This window comes from Xanthomonas arboricola (genome assembly GCF_002940665.1).
GTDB lineage: Bacteria > Pseudomonadota > Gammaproteobacteria > Xanthomonadales > Xanthomonadaceae > Xanthomonas > Xanthomonas arboricola_B.
The window spans coordinates 167,385-183,620 of record NZ_MIGY01000001.1 but is presented as its reverse complement, the minus strand read 5'-3'; the positions used below and the strand labels follow the sequence as shown (position 1 = coordinate 183,620).

The following is a 16,236-nucleotide window of genomic DNA, read 5'->3' as shown; positions in this document are numbered from 1 at the left end:
AGTGACAAGACGAAAGATCTTCAAAGCGATCGGGATCGGTGTGCTGGTCCTGGTGCCGGGCAGCGTGCTGTCGTTGTACGGCTATGGACGCTTTGCCGATCGTCAGCGTGGCGCAGTGAGCCATGCGCTGCCTGCCACGGCGATCGCAACGCCGATCGATCAGGTCGTCGCGCCGCTGCAGCAGGCACATGCCGATCAGACCGGCATGGTGATCCTGCCCGACAACGTCGATGCATTCGCGGTGCGTGCGCTCACCGCGCGTGCGGCCGGCCGCAGCCTGGATCTGCAGTACTACATCTGGCATGCGGACTTCACCGGCAACCTGCTGCACAACGAACTGCTGCATGCGGCCGATCGCGGCGTGCGCGTGCGCCTGCTGCTGGACGACATGAATATCCATGGCAGCGATTCGATACTGGCGGCGCTGGACAGCCACCCGATGATCGAAATCCGTCTGTTCAACCCCACCCGTGCGCGCGAAGGCACGCTGATGCGCGGCGTGGAGATGGTGCTGCGCATGTTCAGCATCAATCGACGCATGCACAACAAGGCCTGGATTGCCGATGGCCGGATGGCGGTGGTGGGCGGCCGCAACGTGGGCGACGAGTACTTCGATGCGGCGCGCGACACCAACTTCATGGACATGGATGCGGCCTTGATGGGGCCGGCCGTCGGCCACGCCGAACAGGTCTTCGATGCGTACTGGAACAGCCCCAACGCGTTGCCGCTGGCCGCGCTGGTGACCGCACAGCCGCAGGCGCTGGATGCGTTGCGCGGCAGTCTGGACGCCGGCCTGGAATCGGCACGCGCGCATCCCTATGTGGAGCGGCTGCGTCAATCGCCGAGCGTGCAGGCCTTGACGCAGGGCCAGCGCCAGGTGCATTGGCTGGATCAGGCGCGGATCGTCTCCGACCCGCCGGAAAAGGCCGATGGCGCATCGCCGCAGGCGGACTGGATGACGCCGGTCTTGATCGGCGAGATGGCGCGTGCGCAGCACGAACTGAAGGTGATCTCGCCGTACTTCGTGCCGGGCGAGGAAGGCATGCGCTGGATCGACCAGTTGCGTCGGCGCAATGTGCGCGTCAGCGTGTTGACCAACTCGCTGGCTGCAAACGATGTGGTTGCCGTACACAGCGGCTATGCCGATTACCGCGTGCCCTTGCTGACGCAAGGCGTGCGTCTGCACGAGCTCAAGCCGATGGGCAAGCCGGACGGCAGCCTGTTCGGCTCAAGCGGTGCCAGCCTGCACACCAAGGCATTCGTGGTGGACGACAGCAGCGGCTTTATCGGCTCGTTCAATCTGGATCCGCGCTCGATGAACCTCAATACCGAGATGGGCCTGCTGTTCAACGATCGCGCAGTGGCGGCGCAACTGGAGCAGGTCTACAACCGCAAGATCAGTGCGCCGTTGAGTTACCGCGTGACCCTGGATCAGGGCGAGCTGCGCTGGCACGACGATGCGGCACAACCGCCCGAGGTATGGTCGCAGGAGCCGGCAGCGAGCGTGTGGCGACGTGGTGCGGTGACGGTGATGGGCTGGTTGCCGCTGGAGTCGCAGCTATAGTTCTGCTGTTTTTTCGCGTGCCGCGCGTCACTGCAACTGTGTCACGATCTCGCGTGCCATCGCGCCCAGCGGCAGGATGCGGTCGGCGCCGCCGCGTTTGATCGCCTCCTTGGGCATGCCGAACACGATGCTGGTGTGTTCGTCCTGCGCCACGGTACGCGCGCCGGCCTGGCGCATTTCCAGCAGGCCAGCGGCACCGTCGTCGCCCATGCCCGTCATGATGATGCCCAACGCATTGCTGCCGGCCGCACGCGCGGCCGAGCGGAACAGCACATCCACCGACGGACGATGCCGGTTGACCGGCGGCCCTTCCATCACTTCGACAAAATATTGCGCGCCACTGCGGCGCAGCAGCAGATGCTTGCCGCCCGGCGCGATCAGTGCGCGGCCCGGCATCACCCGGTCGTTGTTGGCGGCCTCTTTCACCGCGATCTGACACAGGCCGTTGAGGCGCGCGGCGAAGGCGGCGGTGAATTTCTCCGGCATGTGCTGCACGATCACGATGCCGGGGCAGACGCGTGGCAGTGCAGTCAGCACTTCTTCCAGTGCCTGGGTGCCGCCGGTGGAGGTGCCGATGGCAACGATGCGCTCGGTGGTCTGCGCCAGCGCGCGGCCGCTTTGCGCGGGCAAGATCACATCGGCGGTGTGCTTGACCTCGGCTTCCAGTGGCGCTGCGGCAACGCGGGAGGCCAGCCGTTTGACGTTGGCGCGTGCGGCGCTGCGCACCGTATTGACAAGTTCCTCGGCCGAGTCGGTGAGGAATTGCTTGAGTCCCAACCGTGGCTTGGTCACCACTGCCACCGCACCGGCAGCCAGGGCATCCATGGTGACGCGTGCGCCTTTCTCGGTGAGCGTCGAACAGATCACCACCGGTGTGGGGCGCTCGCTCATGATCTTGCGCAGGAAGGTGATGCCATCCATATGCGGCATTTCCACATCCAGCACGATCACGTCCGGCCATTGCTTGCGCATCTTTTCGATGGCCAGCAACGGGTCGGCCGCAGTAGAGATGACCTCGATGTCGGGTGCGTCGTTAAGCACGCTGACCAACACCTGGCGCACCACCGCCGAGTCGTCGACGACCATGGCCTTGATGGGATTGGGGCTGGCGGCAGGGCGATTGAAGGCTGTCGACACGTCGGATCCTTGGCTCAGGCCTTGCGGAAGATCGAGGGTGCCACCTGCACCAGGCCGATGTCGAGTTCGCTCAGGCTTTCCGAATGACCGATGCAGAAGTATCCACCTGATTTGAGGTTGGACAGCACACGTAGGATGACCTCGCGCTTGGTCTGACCGTTGAAATAGATCATCACATTGCGCAGGAAGATTGCATCGAAGCTACCCAGTATCGGCAATGCCGTATTGAGGTTGGCATGCACGAACTTGACCCGGTCGCGCAGGCGGCGTTCCACCAGCAGTGTGCCGTCGTACTCGCCCTGACCACGTAGGCAATAGCGCTTGAGATACGCCTGCGGAATGCCGTCGATGCGTTGCAGCGCGTAATGTCCGGTACGCGCCTTGGCCAGTACGCGGGTGCTGATGTCGGTGCCCACCACGTCGAACGGACGCCCCTGCAAGGTGTCGTCCAGCACCATCGCCATGCTGTAGGCTTCTTCGCCGCTGGAACTGGCCGCGCTCCAGCAGCGGAACGGCAGGCCGCCGCGATGTTCGCCGGCCAGCCTGCGCAGCAGCTCGAAGTGCTTGGGCTCGCGGAAGAAGTAGGTTTCGTTGGTGGTCAGCAGATCGATCGCGGTCTGGATCTCGGCGCGGTCCTGCCGGCCTTCCAGCAACTGCAGATATTGCGTGTAGTTGCTGAACTGATGTTCGCGCAGGCGCTTGCCCAGGCGGCCGCATAACATGGCCTTCTTGCCGGGAGAAATGCTGATGCCGGCCGCTTCGAAGATGAAGCGCTGGAAGCGGCCGAATTCCTGTTCGGTGATGGCGGTGGCCGTGCTCATGTCAGGCAACATCCGCATCGCTGGGCAGCACGTCGCCGCACAGGCGTGCGATGCGCACGGCGTGTTCGCGCCACCATTCCGATAGCATCGGCCCGGGCATCGGCGAACCCATCAGATAGCCTTGCGCCAGATCGCAGCCCAGCTCGCGCAGCATGCGCCAGTCGTCCGGCGTTTCCACGCCCTCGGCCACGGCGGTGAGTTCGAGCCGGTGCGCCAGTTCCAGCGTGGATTCGAGCACGGTGCGTTGACTGCGGCTGCGATGGGCGGCATGCACAAAGCTGCGATCCAGCTTGAGTTCGGTGAAGGGAATGCTGGCCAGGCGCTGCAGCGAGGAAAAGCCCGTGCCGTAGTCGTCGATCGACAGGCCGAACCCATGCAGACGCAGACGCGCCAGCATGCTCAAGGCATTGGTCGGCTCCACGATGGCGCTTTCGGTGAGTTCCAGCACCAGATCGGCAGGGCTCAGGCCGTTGTCGCTCAGCTTGCCGCACAGTTGTTCAAGAAAGCCCTGCTCCCCAAGCAAATTGGGCGACAGGTTCAACGCCAGGCTCAGCTCGAAGCCTTCTGCACGCCAGTCCACCAGTTGCGCGACCGCCAGGTCGATCACCTGCTGGGTCAATGCATGGATCAGGCCTTCGCGTTCTGCCAGCGGAATGAAGCGGTCCGGTCCGATCATGTCGCCTTGCGGACGACGCCAGCGGGCAAGCGCTTCCACACCGCGCAGACGGCCATCCCTGAGATCGAGTTTGGGTTGGTAGGCCACGCGGATTTCACCGCGGCGCATGGCCCGGTCAAGCCGCGATGCCGCCGCGCCACCGCTGGACATCAGCGGCGAAATCGCCGCCTGTGCAAACGTAGGCGCGTTTGTGGCCGGTTCCGGTTCGCATTCCAGCACGTTGGCCAGATCCTGTAGCTGCATCGGCTTTTCGATGCCGCCGAGCACGTGCACGCCGGCGCTGCGGCTGAGCTGCGTCACCGCATCGATCAAGGCGCCACCGCGTTGAGAGACCACGACCACCGGCACGGCGTACTTGCCGCGCGCAAGCGCATCAAGCAGCTGTACGCCGTCCATGCCCGGCATTTCCAGGTCGATCAGCAGCAGCGACGGCGCAATCGCACTGCCCAGCCAGGCCAGCGCGGCGTGGCCGTCGACCGCGCCGTCGACCGCCACGGCGCCGAGCTGGCGGCACAGCGCCATCGCGTGTTCGCGCTGAACCACGCTGTCGTCAACGACCAGTACCGGGCCGTCCAGCGCGCAGCTGCAGGAGAGAAGGGTGGGGCGCATGGGAGTCCTTGCGTGCATGCAGAACATGTCAGGCTGCCAGGTCGGCGACAGGCAGGTGTACGAGTGCGCCGTTGCCCAGCACGGCGTCGGCGTCGAGCAGGATCACGAAGCGTTCGCCGATCCTGGCCATCGCATGGATGCACTCGCGTGCGATGCCGGCGCCAAAACTGGGGGCGCCGGCGATAGCGTCTGGCGCGATCTCCAGCACTTCGCTCACCGCATCCACCAACAGGCCAAGCACCTGATGCGCCTCGCCATGGGCGATCTCCACGATCACGATGCAACTGCGCTTGGTGATCGCGCTGGCGTTGCGGCCGAAGCGTTGCTGCAGATCCACCACCGGCACCACCGCGCCGCGCAGGTTGATCACTCCGCGCAGGGCCGGCGGCATCATCGGCACGTCGGTGGGCGCCCGGTATTCGATGATTTCCTTGATGCCGAGGATCCCCAGGCCGAACATTTCCGTGCCCAGCAGAAAGGTCAGGTATTGCTGCGGTGCCGTCGATGACGGCGCTGTCGTGGTGCTGGCTGCGCTGTGCGGTTGCATCGTCGTTTCCTCAGAAGCTGGCGAACTGCGATTCGTCGATCGTATCGGCGGCGGCCGCCACCGCGCTGATCTGGCGCACGTTGGTACGGCGCGGCGGCGCGCTGATCGCGTTGTTGCTGTGCGTAGCGATCCGGCGCGGGCCAGGCTTGTTGGCGTTCGAGGCTACGGCGCGCGAGCCATTGCCCAGCCGGAAGAAGCCCATCAACTGCTGCAGTTGTTCGGCCTGCGCGCTCATTTCCTCCGAGGTGGCGGCCAGTTCTTCGGCATTGGCCGCAGCCGACTGCGTGGTCTGGTTCAACTGGCCGACGGCGGTATTGATCTGGCTGACGCCGGCGGTCTGCTCTTCGGAGGCGGCGGCGATTTCCTGCACCAGGTCGGAGGTGCGGCGGATCGAGGGCACCATCTCGCCGAGCACGCGGCCGGCGCTTTCGGCCAGGTCCACGCTGGAGCCGGCCACCTCGCCGATTTCCTGCGCGGCGATCTGGCTGCGCTCGGCCAGCTTGCGCACTTCCGCTGCGACCACCGCAAAGCCCTTGCCATGCTCGCCGGCGCGCGCCGCTTCGATTGCGGCATTGAGCGCCAGCAGATTGGTCTGGTAGGCGATGTCGTCGATGATGCCGATCTTCTTGGCGATGTCCTTCATCGCCACCACGGTGGCGCGCACGGTGTCGCCGCCGTCGGCGGCCTCGCTCGCGGCCTTGGCGGCCATGCTGTCGGTGATGCGCGCGTTCTCGGTGTTCTGTGCGATGGAGGCAGTCATCTGTTCCAGCGAGGCGCTGGTCTCTTCCACGCCGGCCGCCTGTTCGCTGGCGGCCTGCGCCAGCACCTGCGCGGTGGCGCTGACCTGTTCGGCGGCGCTGGCCAGATTCTCGGCGTTGCGGTTGACCTCATCGACGATCTCGGTCAGCCGGCCCATGGTGGTGTTGACGTAGCGCTGCATGTCGGCGAAGGCGCCTTCGTAGTGGCCTTCCACGGTGTGGGTGAGATCGCCGCCGGCCATCGCGCCCATCACCTGGATCACTTCGGAAATGCTGCGCAGGTTGCCACGCGCACGCTCCACGGTATCGTTGATGAAGGCCTTCTTGCCCGGCAGCTGCGCCAGCGGTGCGTCGAAGTTGCCGCGCCCGAATTCGGCCACCACGCCCATGGCCAGTTTCTTGACCGCGATGTGGGCGCCCACCATCTGGTTGATGCCGGTGGCCATGCTGCGGAAATCGCCGTCGAAACTGCTGCTGTCGATGACAACGTCGATGTCGCCGGCTTCGTGCTCGGCCGACATGTGGTTGATCTCGCGGATCAGGCCGGTGAGGCTGCCGCGCACCTGTTCCAGGGTCTCGTTGATGAAGCGCTTCTTGCCCGGCAGCAGCGGCAGCTGCGCGGTGAAGTTGCCGCGGCCGAATTCGGCCACGCAGGCGATGGCCTGTTTCTTGACCGCGATATGGCTGGCCACCATCGTATTGATGCCTTCGGCCATGCGGCGGAAATCGCCGGTGAAACGCTGGGTGTCGATGACCACGTCGATATCGCCGGCATCGTGCTCGGTCGCCATGCGGTTGACCTCGGCGACCATGCCGGTGAGGTTGCCGCGGATCTGGTCGACGATCTCGTTGATGAAGGCCTTCTTGCCCGGCAGGCGTTCCAGCTCGGCGGAAAAGTTGCCGCGCCCGAACTCGGCCACGCAGTCCATGGCTTGCTTCTTGACCGCGATATGGCTGGCCACCATGCGGTTGATGCCTTCGCCCATCGTGCGGAAGTCGCCGTCGAAGCGTGCCACGTCGATGCGTACGTCGATGTCGCCGGCGTCGTGTTCCTGCGAGACGCGGTTGATCTCCTCGTTTACGTGGGCGATGGTGCTTTGCACCTTGCGCAGCGAACGCAGCACCTCGCAGGCCTGCTCGTCGGGCAACTGCGGCATGGCGATGGCGAAGTTGCCGCGCGCAAAGGCATCCAGCGTCGTGGTGGCAAGCTCCAGCGAGCCGGTAGCCGTACGGATCGCGCGGAGCAGCAACGCACCGCTGAGGAGTGCGGCGAGTACGCTGGTGGCGATCAGGGCGCCGCGCGACAACGTCAGCGCAACGCCCGCAACCACCACCACGACGGGCAAGGCAAGGGCGAGGGCGGTGGTGAACCACAACTGCGTGGCGATCGGAGAACGGTGTGGCATGGCGGCAGCTTCCTGGGGTCAGGTAACAACGAATGACGCGGTGATGTGGAGAGTGCTGGTGTATGTGCTCAGGCCGCCAGGGCGTCCTGATTTGGATGCAATTGCTGGAGCAGGCTGGGCATATCGAGAATCAGCGCGACATCGCCGCTGCCCAGGATGCTCGAGCCACTGATGCCCTTGACCTGTGCGAAGACCTTGGACAACGGCTTGATCACGGTCTGCCATTCGCCCAGCAAGGTGTCCACGACCAGGCCGAAACGCTGGGCGCCCTGGCGGATCACCACGATGCTTTCGCGCGCCGGCGTCCTGCCGCCGAGCGCGAACAGTTCGCGCAGGCGCACATACGGCAGCACGCTGCCACGCAGGTCGATGTAGTCGCTGCTGTAGTCGGGCGTGAACTCTACGCATTCCTCCACCACGTCTAGCGGCACCACGAACACCGACTTGCCGACACTGACCTGGAAGCCGTTGATGATGGCCAGCGTCAGCGGCAGCCGTACCGAGATGGTGGTGCCAGCGCCTGCCGTGCTGTCGATCTCCACGGTGCCGCGCAGCGCGGTGATGTTGCGCTTGACCACGTCCATGCCGACGCCGCGCCCGGACAGGTTGGTGACCTTTTCGGCGGTGGAAAACCCCGGCTCGAAGATCATCGCGAACACCTCGCGGTCGCTGAGCTGGCGGCCCGGCTCGATCAGGCCGCGTTCCAGCGCCTTGGCCAGGATGCGGTCGCGGTTCAGGCCGCCGCCGTCGTCGGTGATCTGGATGACGATGCTGCCGGAGTCGTGATATGCGTTGAGGCCCACCGTGCCGCGTGCGGGCTTGCCGCGCGCCACGCGCACCTCCGCCGGCTCGATGCCGTGGTCCATCGCGTTGCGCACCAGATGGGTGAGCGGGTCGCCGATCTTCTCCACCACCGACTTGTCCAGCTCGGTGTCTTCGCCGGCCACCACCAGCGCGATGTCCTTGCCGAGTTCGCGTGCCACATCGTGGACCACGCGCTGGAAGCGGCTGAAGGTACCACCGATCTTGACCATGCGCAGTTGCAGGGCGCTTTCGCGCACCTCTTCCACCAGGCCGGCCAGGATCGAGGCCGATTCCAGCAACTGCGTGTCGCCGGTGCGTTGTGCGTTGGCATTGGTGCCGGCCACGGCGATGATGAGTTCGCCGACCAGGTCGATCATGCGATCGAGCTTGTCGGCATCGACGCGGATCGAGCGCGCGTCGGTGTTGCGTGCGCCGGTGTCCTGCGCCGCACGCACCGGCGCTGTGGCCGGGGCGGCAGCCAGCAAGCCGACGATCGGCGCTGCGGCAGCCACGGCCGGCTCGCTTGCAAGCACGGCGGTGGCGTTTGACGGCGCCGGCACCGAGATGATTTCCAGATCGCAGTCTTCGCGTACGAACTCGAACACGTCCTCGATGGCGGCACGGTCGGCATCGCTGCGTAGCAGGATCTGGAAACCGAGATAATTGGCTTCCGGATCGAGTGCCTCAAAGCTCGGCAGCTGGCTGACGTCGGTGCTGATCGACTCGACCGAACCCAGCCCACGCAGATTGCGAATCAGCTTGAGCGGCGAGTTGCCGTAGCGCAGCGCGTCGGCGAACAGTTTCAGCGTGATGCGCCAGTAACCGCTCTGTTTTTCCGGAATGCTGTGCTGGAGGGCCGTGGCAGTGACACCGCATGCGCTGACCTGCAGGTAGGTCTGCAATTGTGCCAGCAGGGGCTCGGCCTCTGCAGCCAATGCGGCGGCATCGGCGTGACCGGGGTCGGCCGCAGTTTCCACCAGCGCATGGATGTGGTCGCAGCACACCAGCAGCAGCGCGATCAGTTCCGAGCTCAGCGTCAGCGCGTCATCGCGCACCAGGTCCAGCACGCTTTCCACCACATGGGTGAAGCCGACCAGTTGCGGCAGATCGAACAGTCCGCCCGAGCCCTTAATGGTGTGCGCCGCACGGAAGATCGCATTGACCGCGTCCGGCGAGGATTCGCCACGCTCGGCTTCGAGCAGATGACGTTCCATGTCTTCGAGCAGATCCCGGCTCTCGGCCAGGAAGGTCTGCATCAGCTGATTCATGTCCATGCGCGTTGCCAGTCCGTTAGTGAATGCGTTCGCCGATACCTGCAACCGCATGCGGGTACAGCGCTTCGAGCAGGCCGAGCAGTTCGATCACATCGACCACCGCGCGGCTGGAATCGGTCAGCGAAAACGGCCGTCCGTCGGCCTGGATCGCCTGCTTGGTCGCCAGCAGCAGCTGCAGACCGGTGGTATCGATTTCGCTGACGGCCCCCAGGTCCAGATGCAATCCACCCGGATGCAGCAATGCCGGCTGCAGCAGCGGCTTGAGTTCTGCAGCGCGACGGATGGTCATCTCGCCTTCGAGGGCGAGCGTCAGCGGCGCGGGTAGATCGGACAGGAGCGTGTTCATTGATGCCTCAACGATGCGATGGCGCACGGGTGCGTGCCTGGACGCGGAAGACGGTCGCTCCGACGTGGGCTCGCGGGCATCTCTGCACACGGGGATCACGCCGGTCCATGCAGGTATCGGCGCGCGGCAGGAATATTGAGGCCAAATTCACTGCGGTGACGGATTTGCGAAACCCATCACTTCCCGGACATTAATTGCTCAGCTTTGTCGCAAGCAGACTCAGGAACCAATGTCCTGGACAGCCCCGCAGGACAGCCAACCGGATGGTGGCCTGCTTTTCCTGCGTGCGGCCTGGATGGGTGCGCCGCCGCTGCCGGGAATGCACACGAAACAGGCAGCAGGGGTCACGCACCGGCATCGCAAGGTGCTGCGCGTAGTGAAATGCCGCACTGGACCGGGTTCACTCCGCCCCGCAATTGCAAGGCGATCGACCCGTCCTTGCGTCTTCCATGACCGAGAGCGGTGCGCAAAGCAGGCGCAACCGCCCCGGCAGCTCCGTTATCTCGGCGCCAGCATCGTCAGCAGGCCGCGTGCGGCGTTGAAACGGTCGGCGCCTTCCGGCAGCGGCAGCTTGATGCGCAGCTTGTCCGGGCCGTCCATGGTGTAGATCTTGGGCTGCTTCTGGATCAGCTGGATCACCGCGACCGGGTCGATCGCCGGTTTTGCCTCGAAGACCAGCCGGCCGCCGTTCTCGCCCAGGTCCAGCTTGCGCACACCCAGCGCATTGGCCTGCAGCTTGAGCTCGGCAATCGCAAACAGGTGCTTGACCGGGTCCGGCAGCAGGCCGAAGCGGTCGATCATCTCCACCTGCAGTTCGCGCAGCGCATCGGCATCGCGTGCGCTGGAGATGCGCTTGTACAGCGTCAGGCGCGTATGCACATCGGGCAGATAGGCCTCGGGAATCAGCGAGGCCACGTGCAGCTCGACCTCGGCGCCACGAACCTCCTCGCCGGCATCCAGGTCCGGCAGCTTGCCCTGGCGGATGCTGCGCACCGCGCGTTCCAGCAACTCGGTATAGAGGCTGAAACCGACCTCGGCCATCTGCCCGCTCTGGTCTTCGCCCAGCAGCTCGCCGGCGCCACGGATTTCCAGATCGTGCGTGGCCAGGGTGAAGCCGGCGCCGAGCTCGTCCATGGAGGCGATCGCTTCCAGACGCTTCTCCGCATCGGAGGTCATCGAGCGACGATCCGGCACCACCAGGTACGCGTAGGCGCGGTGATGCGAGCGGCCGACGCGGCCGCGCAGCTGGTGCAACTGGGCCAGGCCGAAGCGGTCGGCGCGGTTGATGATGATGGTGTTGGCATTGGGGATGTCGATGCCCGACTCGATGATGGTGGTCGACAGCAACACGTTGAAGCGCTGCTTCTGGAAATCCAGCATCACCCGTTCCAGCTCGCGCTCGGGCATCTGCCCGTGGGCGATGCCGATGCGCGCTTCCGGCACCAGTTCGGACAACTCGCGTTGCATGCGCACGATGCTTTCCACATCGTTGTGCAGGAAGTACAGCTGCCCGCCGCGACTGAGCTCGCGCTGGAAGGCCTCGCGCAGCAGCGTGTTGTCCCAGGCGGTGATGAAGGTCTGCACCGCGAGCCGGTTCGGCGGCGGGGTGGCGATGATCGACAGGTCGCGCAGGCCGGCCATGGCCATGTTGAGCGTGCGCGGGATCGGCGTGGCGGTGAGCGTGAGCAGATGCACGTTGGCGCGCATCGCCTTGAGCGCCTCCTTCTGCCGTACACCGAAGCGCTGCTCTTCGTCGACCACGACCAGGCCCAGGTCCCTGAACTTGACGTCCGGCTGCAGCAGCCGGTGCGTGCCGATGATCACGTCGATCTCGCCGCTGGCGACCTTCTCCAGCTCGGCCTTGATTTCCTTGGTGCTTTTGAAGCGCGACAGCACTTCCACCTTCATCGGGTAATCGGCGAAGCGGTCGCGGAAATTGCGGTAATGCTGCTCGGCCAGCAGCGTGGTCGGCACCAGCACGGCGACCTGCTTACCGGCGCTTGCCGCGGCAAATGCGGCACGCACGGCCACTTCGGTCTTGCCGAAGCCGACGTCGCCGCAGACCACGCGGTCCATCGGCTGGCTGCTGCCTAGATCGCGCAGCGTCGCATCGATGGCCGCCAGCTGGTCGGCGGTTTCCTCGAATGGAAAACCGGCCGCGAACGGCTCGTACATCGCTCGGTCCACCTGCAAGGCCAGACCGGCACGCGCACGTCGGCGAGCCTGGATTTCCAGCAATTCGGCCGCCACGTCGCGGACCTTTTCGGCCGCCTTGCGCTTGGCCTTGGTCCATTGCTCGCCGCCCAGCGAATGCAGCGGCGCGGTCTCGGCCGAGGCGCCGGAATAACGGCTGATCAAATGCAGCTGCGCCACCGGCACATACAACCGGTCGCCCTTGGCGTACTCGATTTCCAGGAACTCGCCGGGCATGCCGCCGGCATCGAGCACGATCAGCCCGCGGTAGCGGCCGACACCGTGATCCTCGTGCACGATCGGCGCGCCTTCGGACAGTTCGCCCAGATCGCGGATGATCGCTTCCGGCTCGCGTCCGACCCGGCGGCTGCGGCGTGGCTGGTTGGCGCGCTCGGGAAACAGCTGGCGCTCGGTCAGTACCGCAATCTGCGGGGCGTCCAGCGCAAAGCCGTCTTCCAGCGGCGCCACGGTGATGCCGAAGCGCAGCCCGGGCGCAGCCAGGAAGGCGGGCAGGTCGGCGACCACCTCCGGCTTCAACTGCGCGGCGGCCAGCACTTCCATCAAGGCTTCGCGACGACCGGCAGTATCTGCGGCCACCAGCACGCGGCCAGGGTAATGGCCCAGGAACGAGGCCAGCGCCTGACCGGCCGGTGCGTCTTTTGCCGCCACCGGCAGCGGCGGTAACGGCTGGTCGCCGAGTGCGGCGGCCTCGTCGATACGCGGATGATCGCTGGCCCAGACTTCGATACGCGCCAGCTTGTTGAGCCGCTCGCGCAATGCGTCCGGCGATTGATACAACTCGTCCGGCGTCAGCAGCGGGCGTTCCACATCGTGGCGGCGCTGCTCGTAGCGGTCCTGTGTCTGCGCCCAGAACGTGTCCGCCGCGTTGGAGACGCCGGTGGCGACCAGCGGCAGCACGCGCTTGTCCAGATAATCGAACAAGGTGGCGGTCTTGCTGAAGAACATCGGCAGGTAGTACTCGACCCCCGACGGCGCCAGGCCCGATTTCAGATCCTGATACAGCGCGCTGCGCCGGGTATCCACGTCGAAACGCTCGCGCAGGCAGGCCAGCACGCGCTCCACGCTCGCATCGTCCATCGGCACTTCGCGGCCGGGCAGCAGCTTGACGGCCTCGACCTTGTCCAGCGAGCGTTGCGATTCCGGGTCGAATGCGCGGATCGAGTCGATATCCTCGTCCAGCAACTCGATCCGTAGCGGCGTGGCTTCGCCCATCGGAAACACGTCGAGCAGGCCGCCGCGCACCGCGAAATCGCCCGGGTCCATCACCTGCGGGACGTTGCGGTAACCGGCGCTTTCCAGACGGCGTTTTTCCGCATCCAGATCCAGCCGCTGCCCGACCTTGAGATCGAAACTGCCACCGACGATGTAGCTCAACGGCGCCAGCTGCTGCATCAACGTCTGCACCGGCACGATGACCACGCCACGGGTCAGTGCAGGCAACCGATGCAGCGCTGCCAGACGCTGGCTGATGATTTCCGGGTGCGGGCTGAACTGGTCGTAGGGCAGGGTTTCCCAATCGGGAAACGGCACCACCGGCAGCGTGGTCTGCTCGCCGAGCAAGGCATGCAGATCCGCCTCGATCTGATGCGCGCTCTGGTTGTCGCGGGCGATCACCAGCAACGGCCCCGCATGCGCCTCGGCGGCGCGTGCGATCGACCAGGCCAGTGCGGTCGGCGAAGACGGAGCGCGCCAATAGGCGCGGAGCTGGCCGGACTTGGGCAGCGGCGGGGAGGGGAAGGTGGTTGGCGACGGCATCAGCCGGTAATTTTATCAGAGCACCCACCGCGGCCGGTCCATCCGGCGTGAAAGCCGGCGTCGAGCTACCTGCGCCACGTTGGTCGGATATGCGGCGCTCCCGCCAGATACATACCGACCATCCCGACAGGTCCTTGCCCGCTCACCGTCGCGGGACCTTGAGCGGCATCGATGCCGCGCCAGAGCCTACAGGGACGTCCTTGCGGCGTGTCCTGCGATGGTGGGCGGGTAAGGGCCTGCAGCCAAGCGACAGATCAACAATCAAAGCTGGGTAAGTCGGGCGCGCGGCGTCCTCACCGCTCGCGGGACACGCCGTGAACCCGTCCCTGGGGGCTCGGTGGCGGCATCCATGCCGCCACACGGTCCCGCAATCGGCGAGGGCGCCGCACCAGACGGTTGGTCGGTTGTTTGAAAAGCTGGTCCGCTGCCCTGGCTTTGTTGCGGAACGAGCGGACGCGTCCTTGCCCGAGCAGGACACCGTGCCTGTTCGCACTATGCCTACCGACCATCCCGACAGGTCCTTGCCCGCTCACCGTCGCGGGACCTTGAGCGGCATGGATGCCGCGCCAGAGCCTACAGGGACGTACTTGCGGCGTGTCCCGCGATGGTGGGCGGGCAAGGACCCTGCAGCCAAGCCGCAGATCCTGCTCTAACCGGTTCCCGAATCCCGAATCCCAGCCCTCAGGCATCCAGTTCGAGCACCATCCGCACCAGCTCCGGCGAATCCGGATGCGGCTGCGGCTTGAAGCCCAGCGATTCGGCCAGCTGCAGCATCGGCATATTGCTTTGCAGCACGTCGCCGAACAGGCAATCCAGGTACTTGCGCCGTGCCCACTTGACCAGCTTGCGCATCAGCTGCCGTCCTAGCCCTTGGCCGGCGACGAAGCTGCTGACCAGGATGGTGTACTCGGCTTGGCGGGTGCCTGGCACCAGCGCCGCGCGCGCCACCGCGCCCACCAGCGCTTCGCCCGGCGGCAGCTGTTCGGCGGCCACCAGCACGATTTCGCTCTTGGGGTTGGGATGGGTCAGGCGCTGCACCATCTCCGGGGTGATTTCGGCGGAGGAACGCACAAAGCGCGCGCGGATTTCCTCCGGTCCCAACAGGCTGAAAGCGCCCTGCAGCGGCGGACCGTCCTCGGGGCGGATCGGGCGGAGCAGAAGGGTGCGGCCATTGGGCAGGCAGAAATTTTCATGCCAGGGAGGCATGCGATTACGAATGGCCATGACCGGTGTTCCTTAAAGATCGGAAGATTCTGGCACCCGCCCAGGGCACGACCGTGAACGAATCCGGTGCGCCGCTGGGGCCGTCAGGGGGTGGCATTGCTTCCCTCGCCACTGTACCGAGCGATACTGTGATCCAGCCGTGAGTGTGGCGCCGCGTTTGTCAGCGCGAGGAAGCGCCGCCACCGATGACTCAGGCGTCCTGGCGCAGCCACTCCAGCCGGGTCGAGGCGCCGGCCTCGCCGAGATGCTGCTTCAGCACCGGCAGCGCGGGCGCCAGCACCTGGTCGAACTGCCACGGTGCATTGACGATCAGCAACCCGCTGCCGGTCAGGCGCAGCGGTGAGTCGTCCGCGCGCACCTGCAGCTCGGCCACCAGCACCGACTTGGCCGGCAGCGTGGCGGCCTTGCGCATGAACGGCTGCAGGCTGCGGCGCAGCTTGATCGGGTACCACACCATGCAGATCGCCTGCGGCCAGCGCGCCAGAGTCTCGCGCACGCTGTGGATGACCTGCGGGTACTCGGCCTCCTGCGCCTCGTACGGCGGGTCGATCAGCACCAGCCCGCGGCCGATCCTGGTTTCGCCCGCGCGCGGCGGCACGAATGCGCGAATCGCCTCGTAGCCATCGCCGGCATGCACGCGCACGCGGTTGTCCCTGGCGAACAGGCGCTTGAGCGCCTCGGCCTCTTCCGGCTGCAACTCGCAGAACGCCATGCGGTCCTGTTCGCGCAACGCCTGCGCTGCCAGCAGCGGCGAGCCGGGGTAATGGTTGATCTGGATGCCGGCGGTGGGGCGTGCCGGCTTCTGGCCGGGCGTGGCCGGGCGGGCGACGCCCTGGTTGTCGGCCTGCACCGCGCGCAGATAGCGTTCGACCACCTCGGGCAGGGTCGATTCGGCCATCAGCCGCATCACCCCGGCATCGGCCTCGTTGGTCTTGCGGCTTTCCTCGCCGCCGAGCTGGTAGCGCCCGCGCCCGGCGTGGGTGTCGAGCACGAAGAACGGGGTGTCCTTGCGTTTGAGGGTGTCGATCAGCGCCAGCAAGGCGATGTGCTTGAGCACGTCGGCATGGTTGCCGGCATGGAAGGCGTGGCGATAGTTCATCG

Annotated in this window: 11 protein-coding genes; 1 reads left to right on the top strand and 10 read right to left on the bottom strand. The window is 65.8% G+C overall.

Annotation, left to right across the window (positions count from 1 at the left end; translation table 11 throughout):
* Window position 1: 1 nt before the first annotated feature.
* On the top strand, window positions 2–1,564 hold the full coding sequence (locus XarjCFBP7645_RS00865; protein WP_104535892.1) for a phospholipase D family protein: 1,563 nt from the start codon (window positions 2–4) through the stop codon (window positions 1,562–1,564).
* 27 nt (window positions 1,565–1,591) lie between these two features.
* On the opposite strand, the gene XarjCFBP7645_RS00860 is transcribed toward XarjCFBP7645_RS00865, so the two are convergent.
* The 10 genes from XarjCFBP7645_RS00860 to XarjCFBP7645_RS00810 form a co-directional block, all read right to left on the bottom strand.
* Window positions 1,592–2,719 (bottom strand): protein-glutamate methylesterase/protein-glutamine glutaminase, encoded by a 1,128-nt coding sequence (locus XarjCFBP7645_RS00860; protein WP_181126204.1) that lies wholly within the window; start codon window positions 2,717–2,719, stop codon window positions 1,592–1,594.
* On the bottom strand, window positions 2,716–3,522 hold the full coding sequence (locus tag XarjCFBP7645_RS00855) for a CheR family methyltransferase (RefSeq protein ID WP_104535890.1): 807 nt from the start codon (window positions 3,520–3,522) through the stop codon (window positions 2,716–2,718). The genes XarjCFBP7645_RS00860 and XarjCFBP7645_RS00855 overlap by 4 nt, the downstream gene beginning before the upstream one ends.
* A 1-nt stretch (window position 3,523) precedes the next feature.
* Window positions 3,524–4,807 carry an EAL domain-containing response regulator gene (locus tag XarjCFBP7645_RS00850; RefSeq protein ID WP_104535889.1) on the bottom strand — a complete coding sequence of 428 codons (1,284 nt, stop codon included), beginning with the start codon at window positions 4,805–4,807 and terminating at the stop codon, window positions 3,524–3,526.
* Between the two features lie 28 nt (window positions 4,808–4,835).
* Entirely contained in the window at window positions 4,836–5,354 is a 519-nt protein-coding gene (locus XarjCFBP7645_RS00845; protein WP_104535888.1) for a chemotaxis protein CheW, read from the bottom strand.
* Window positions 5,355–5,364: 10 nt separating this feature from the next.
* Complete coding sequence (locus XarjCFBP7645_RS00840) at window positions 5,365–7,518, bottom strand: methyl-accepting chemotaxis protein (protein WP_104535887.1); 2,154 nt, start codon at window positions 7,516–7,518, stop codon at window positions 5,365–5,367.
* Window positions 7,519–7,586: 68 nt separating this feature from the next.
* A complete protein-coding gene (locus tag XarjCFBP7645_RS00835; RefSeq protein ID WP_104535886.1) occupies window positions 7,587–9,596 on the bottom strand; it encodes a chemotaxis protein CheA in 2,010 nt (669 codons plus the stop codon).
* 16 nt (window positions 9,597–9,612) lie between these two features.
* A complete protein-coding gene (locus tag XarjCFBP7645_RS00830) occupies window positions 9,613–9,942 on the bottom strand; it encodes an STAS domain-containing protein (protein WP_047126873.1) in 330 nt (109 codons plus the stop codon).
* Between the two features lie 498 nt (window positions 9,943–10,440).
* Window positions 10,441–13,911: a transcription-repair coupling factor gene (mfd, locus tag XarjCFBP7645_RS00825; protein WP_104535885.1), complete on the bottom strand. Its 3,471-nt coding sequence runs from the start codon at window positions 13,909–13,911 to the stop codon at window positions 10,441–10,443.
* A gap of 681 nt (window positions 13,912–14,592) precedes the next feature.
* Window positions 14,593–15,135 carry a GNAT family N-acetyltransferase gene (locus XarjCFBP7645_RS00815; protein ID WP_104535883.1) on the bottom strand — a complete coding sequence of 181 codons (543 nt, stop codon included), beginning with the start codon at window positions 15,133–15,135 and terminating at the stop codon, window positions 14,593–14,595.
* Between the two features lie 190 nt (window positions 15,136–15,325).
* Window positions 15,326–16,234 (bottom strand): 23S rRNA (adenine(2030)-N(6))-methyltransferase RlmJ, encoded by a 909-nt coding sequence (locus tag XarjCFBP7645_RS00810; RefSeq protein ID WP_104535882.1) that lies wholly within the window; start codon window positions 16,232–16,234, stop codon window positions 15,326–15,328.
* Window positions 16,235–16,236: the final 2 nt, after the last annotated feature.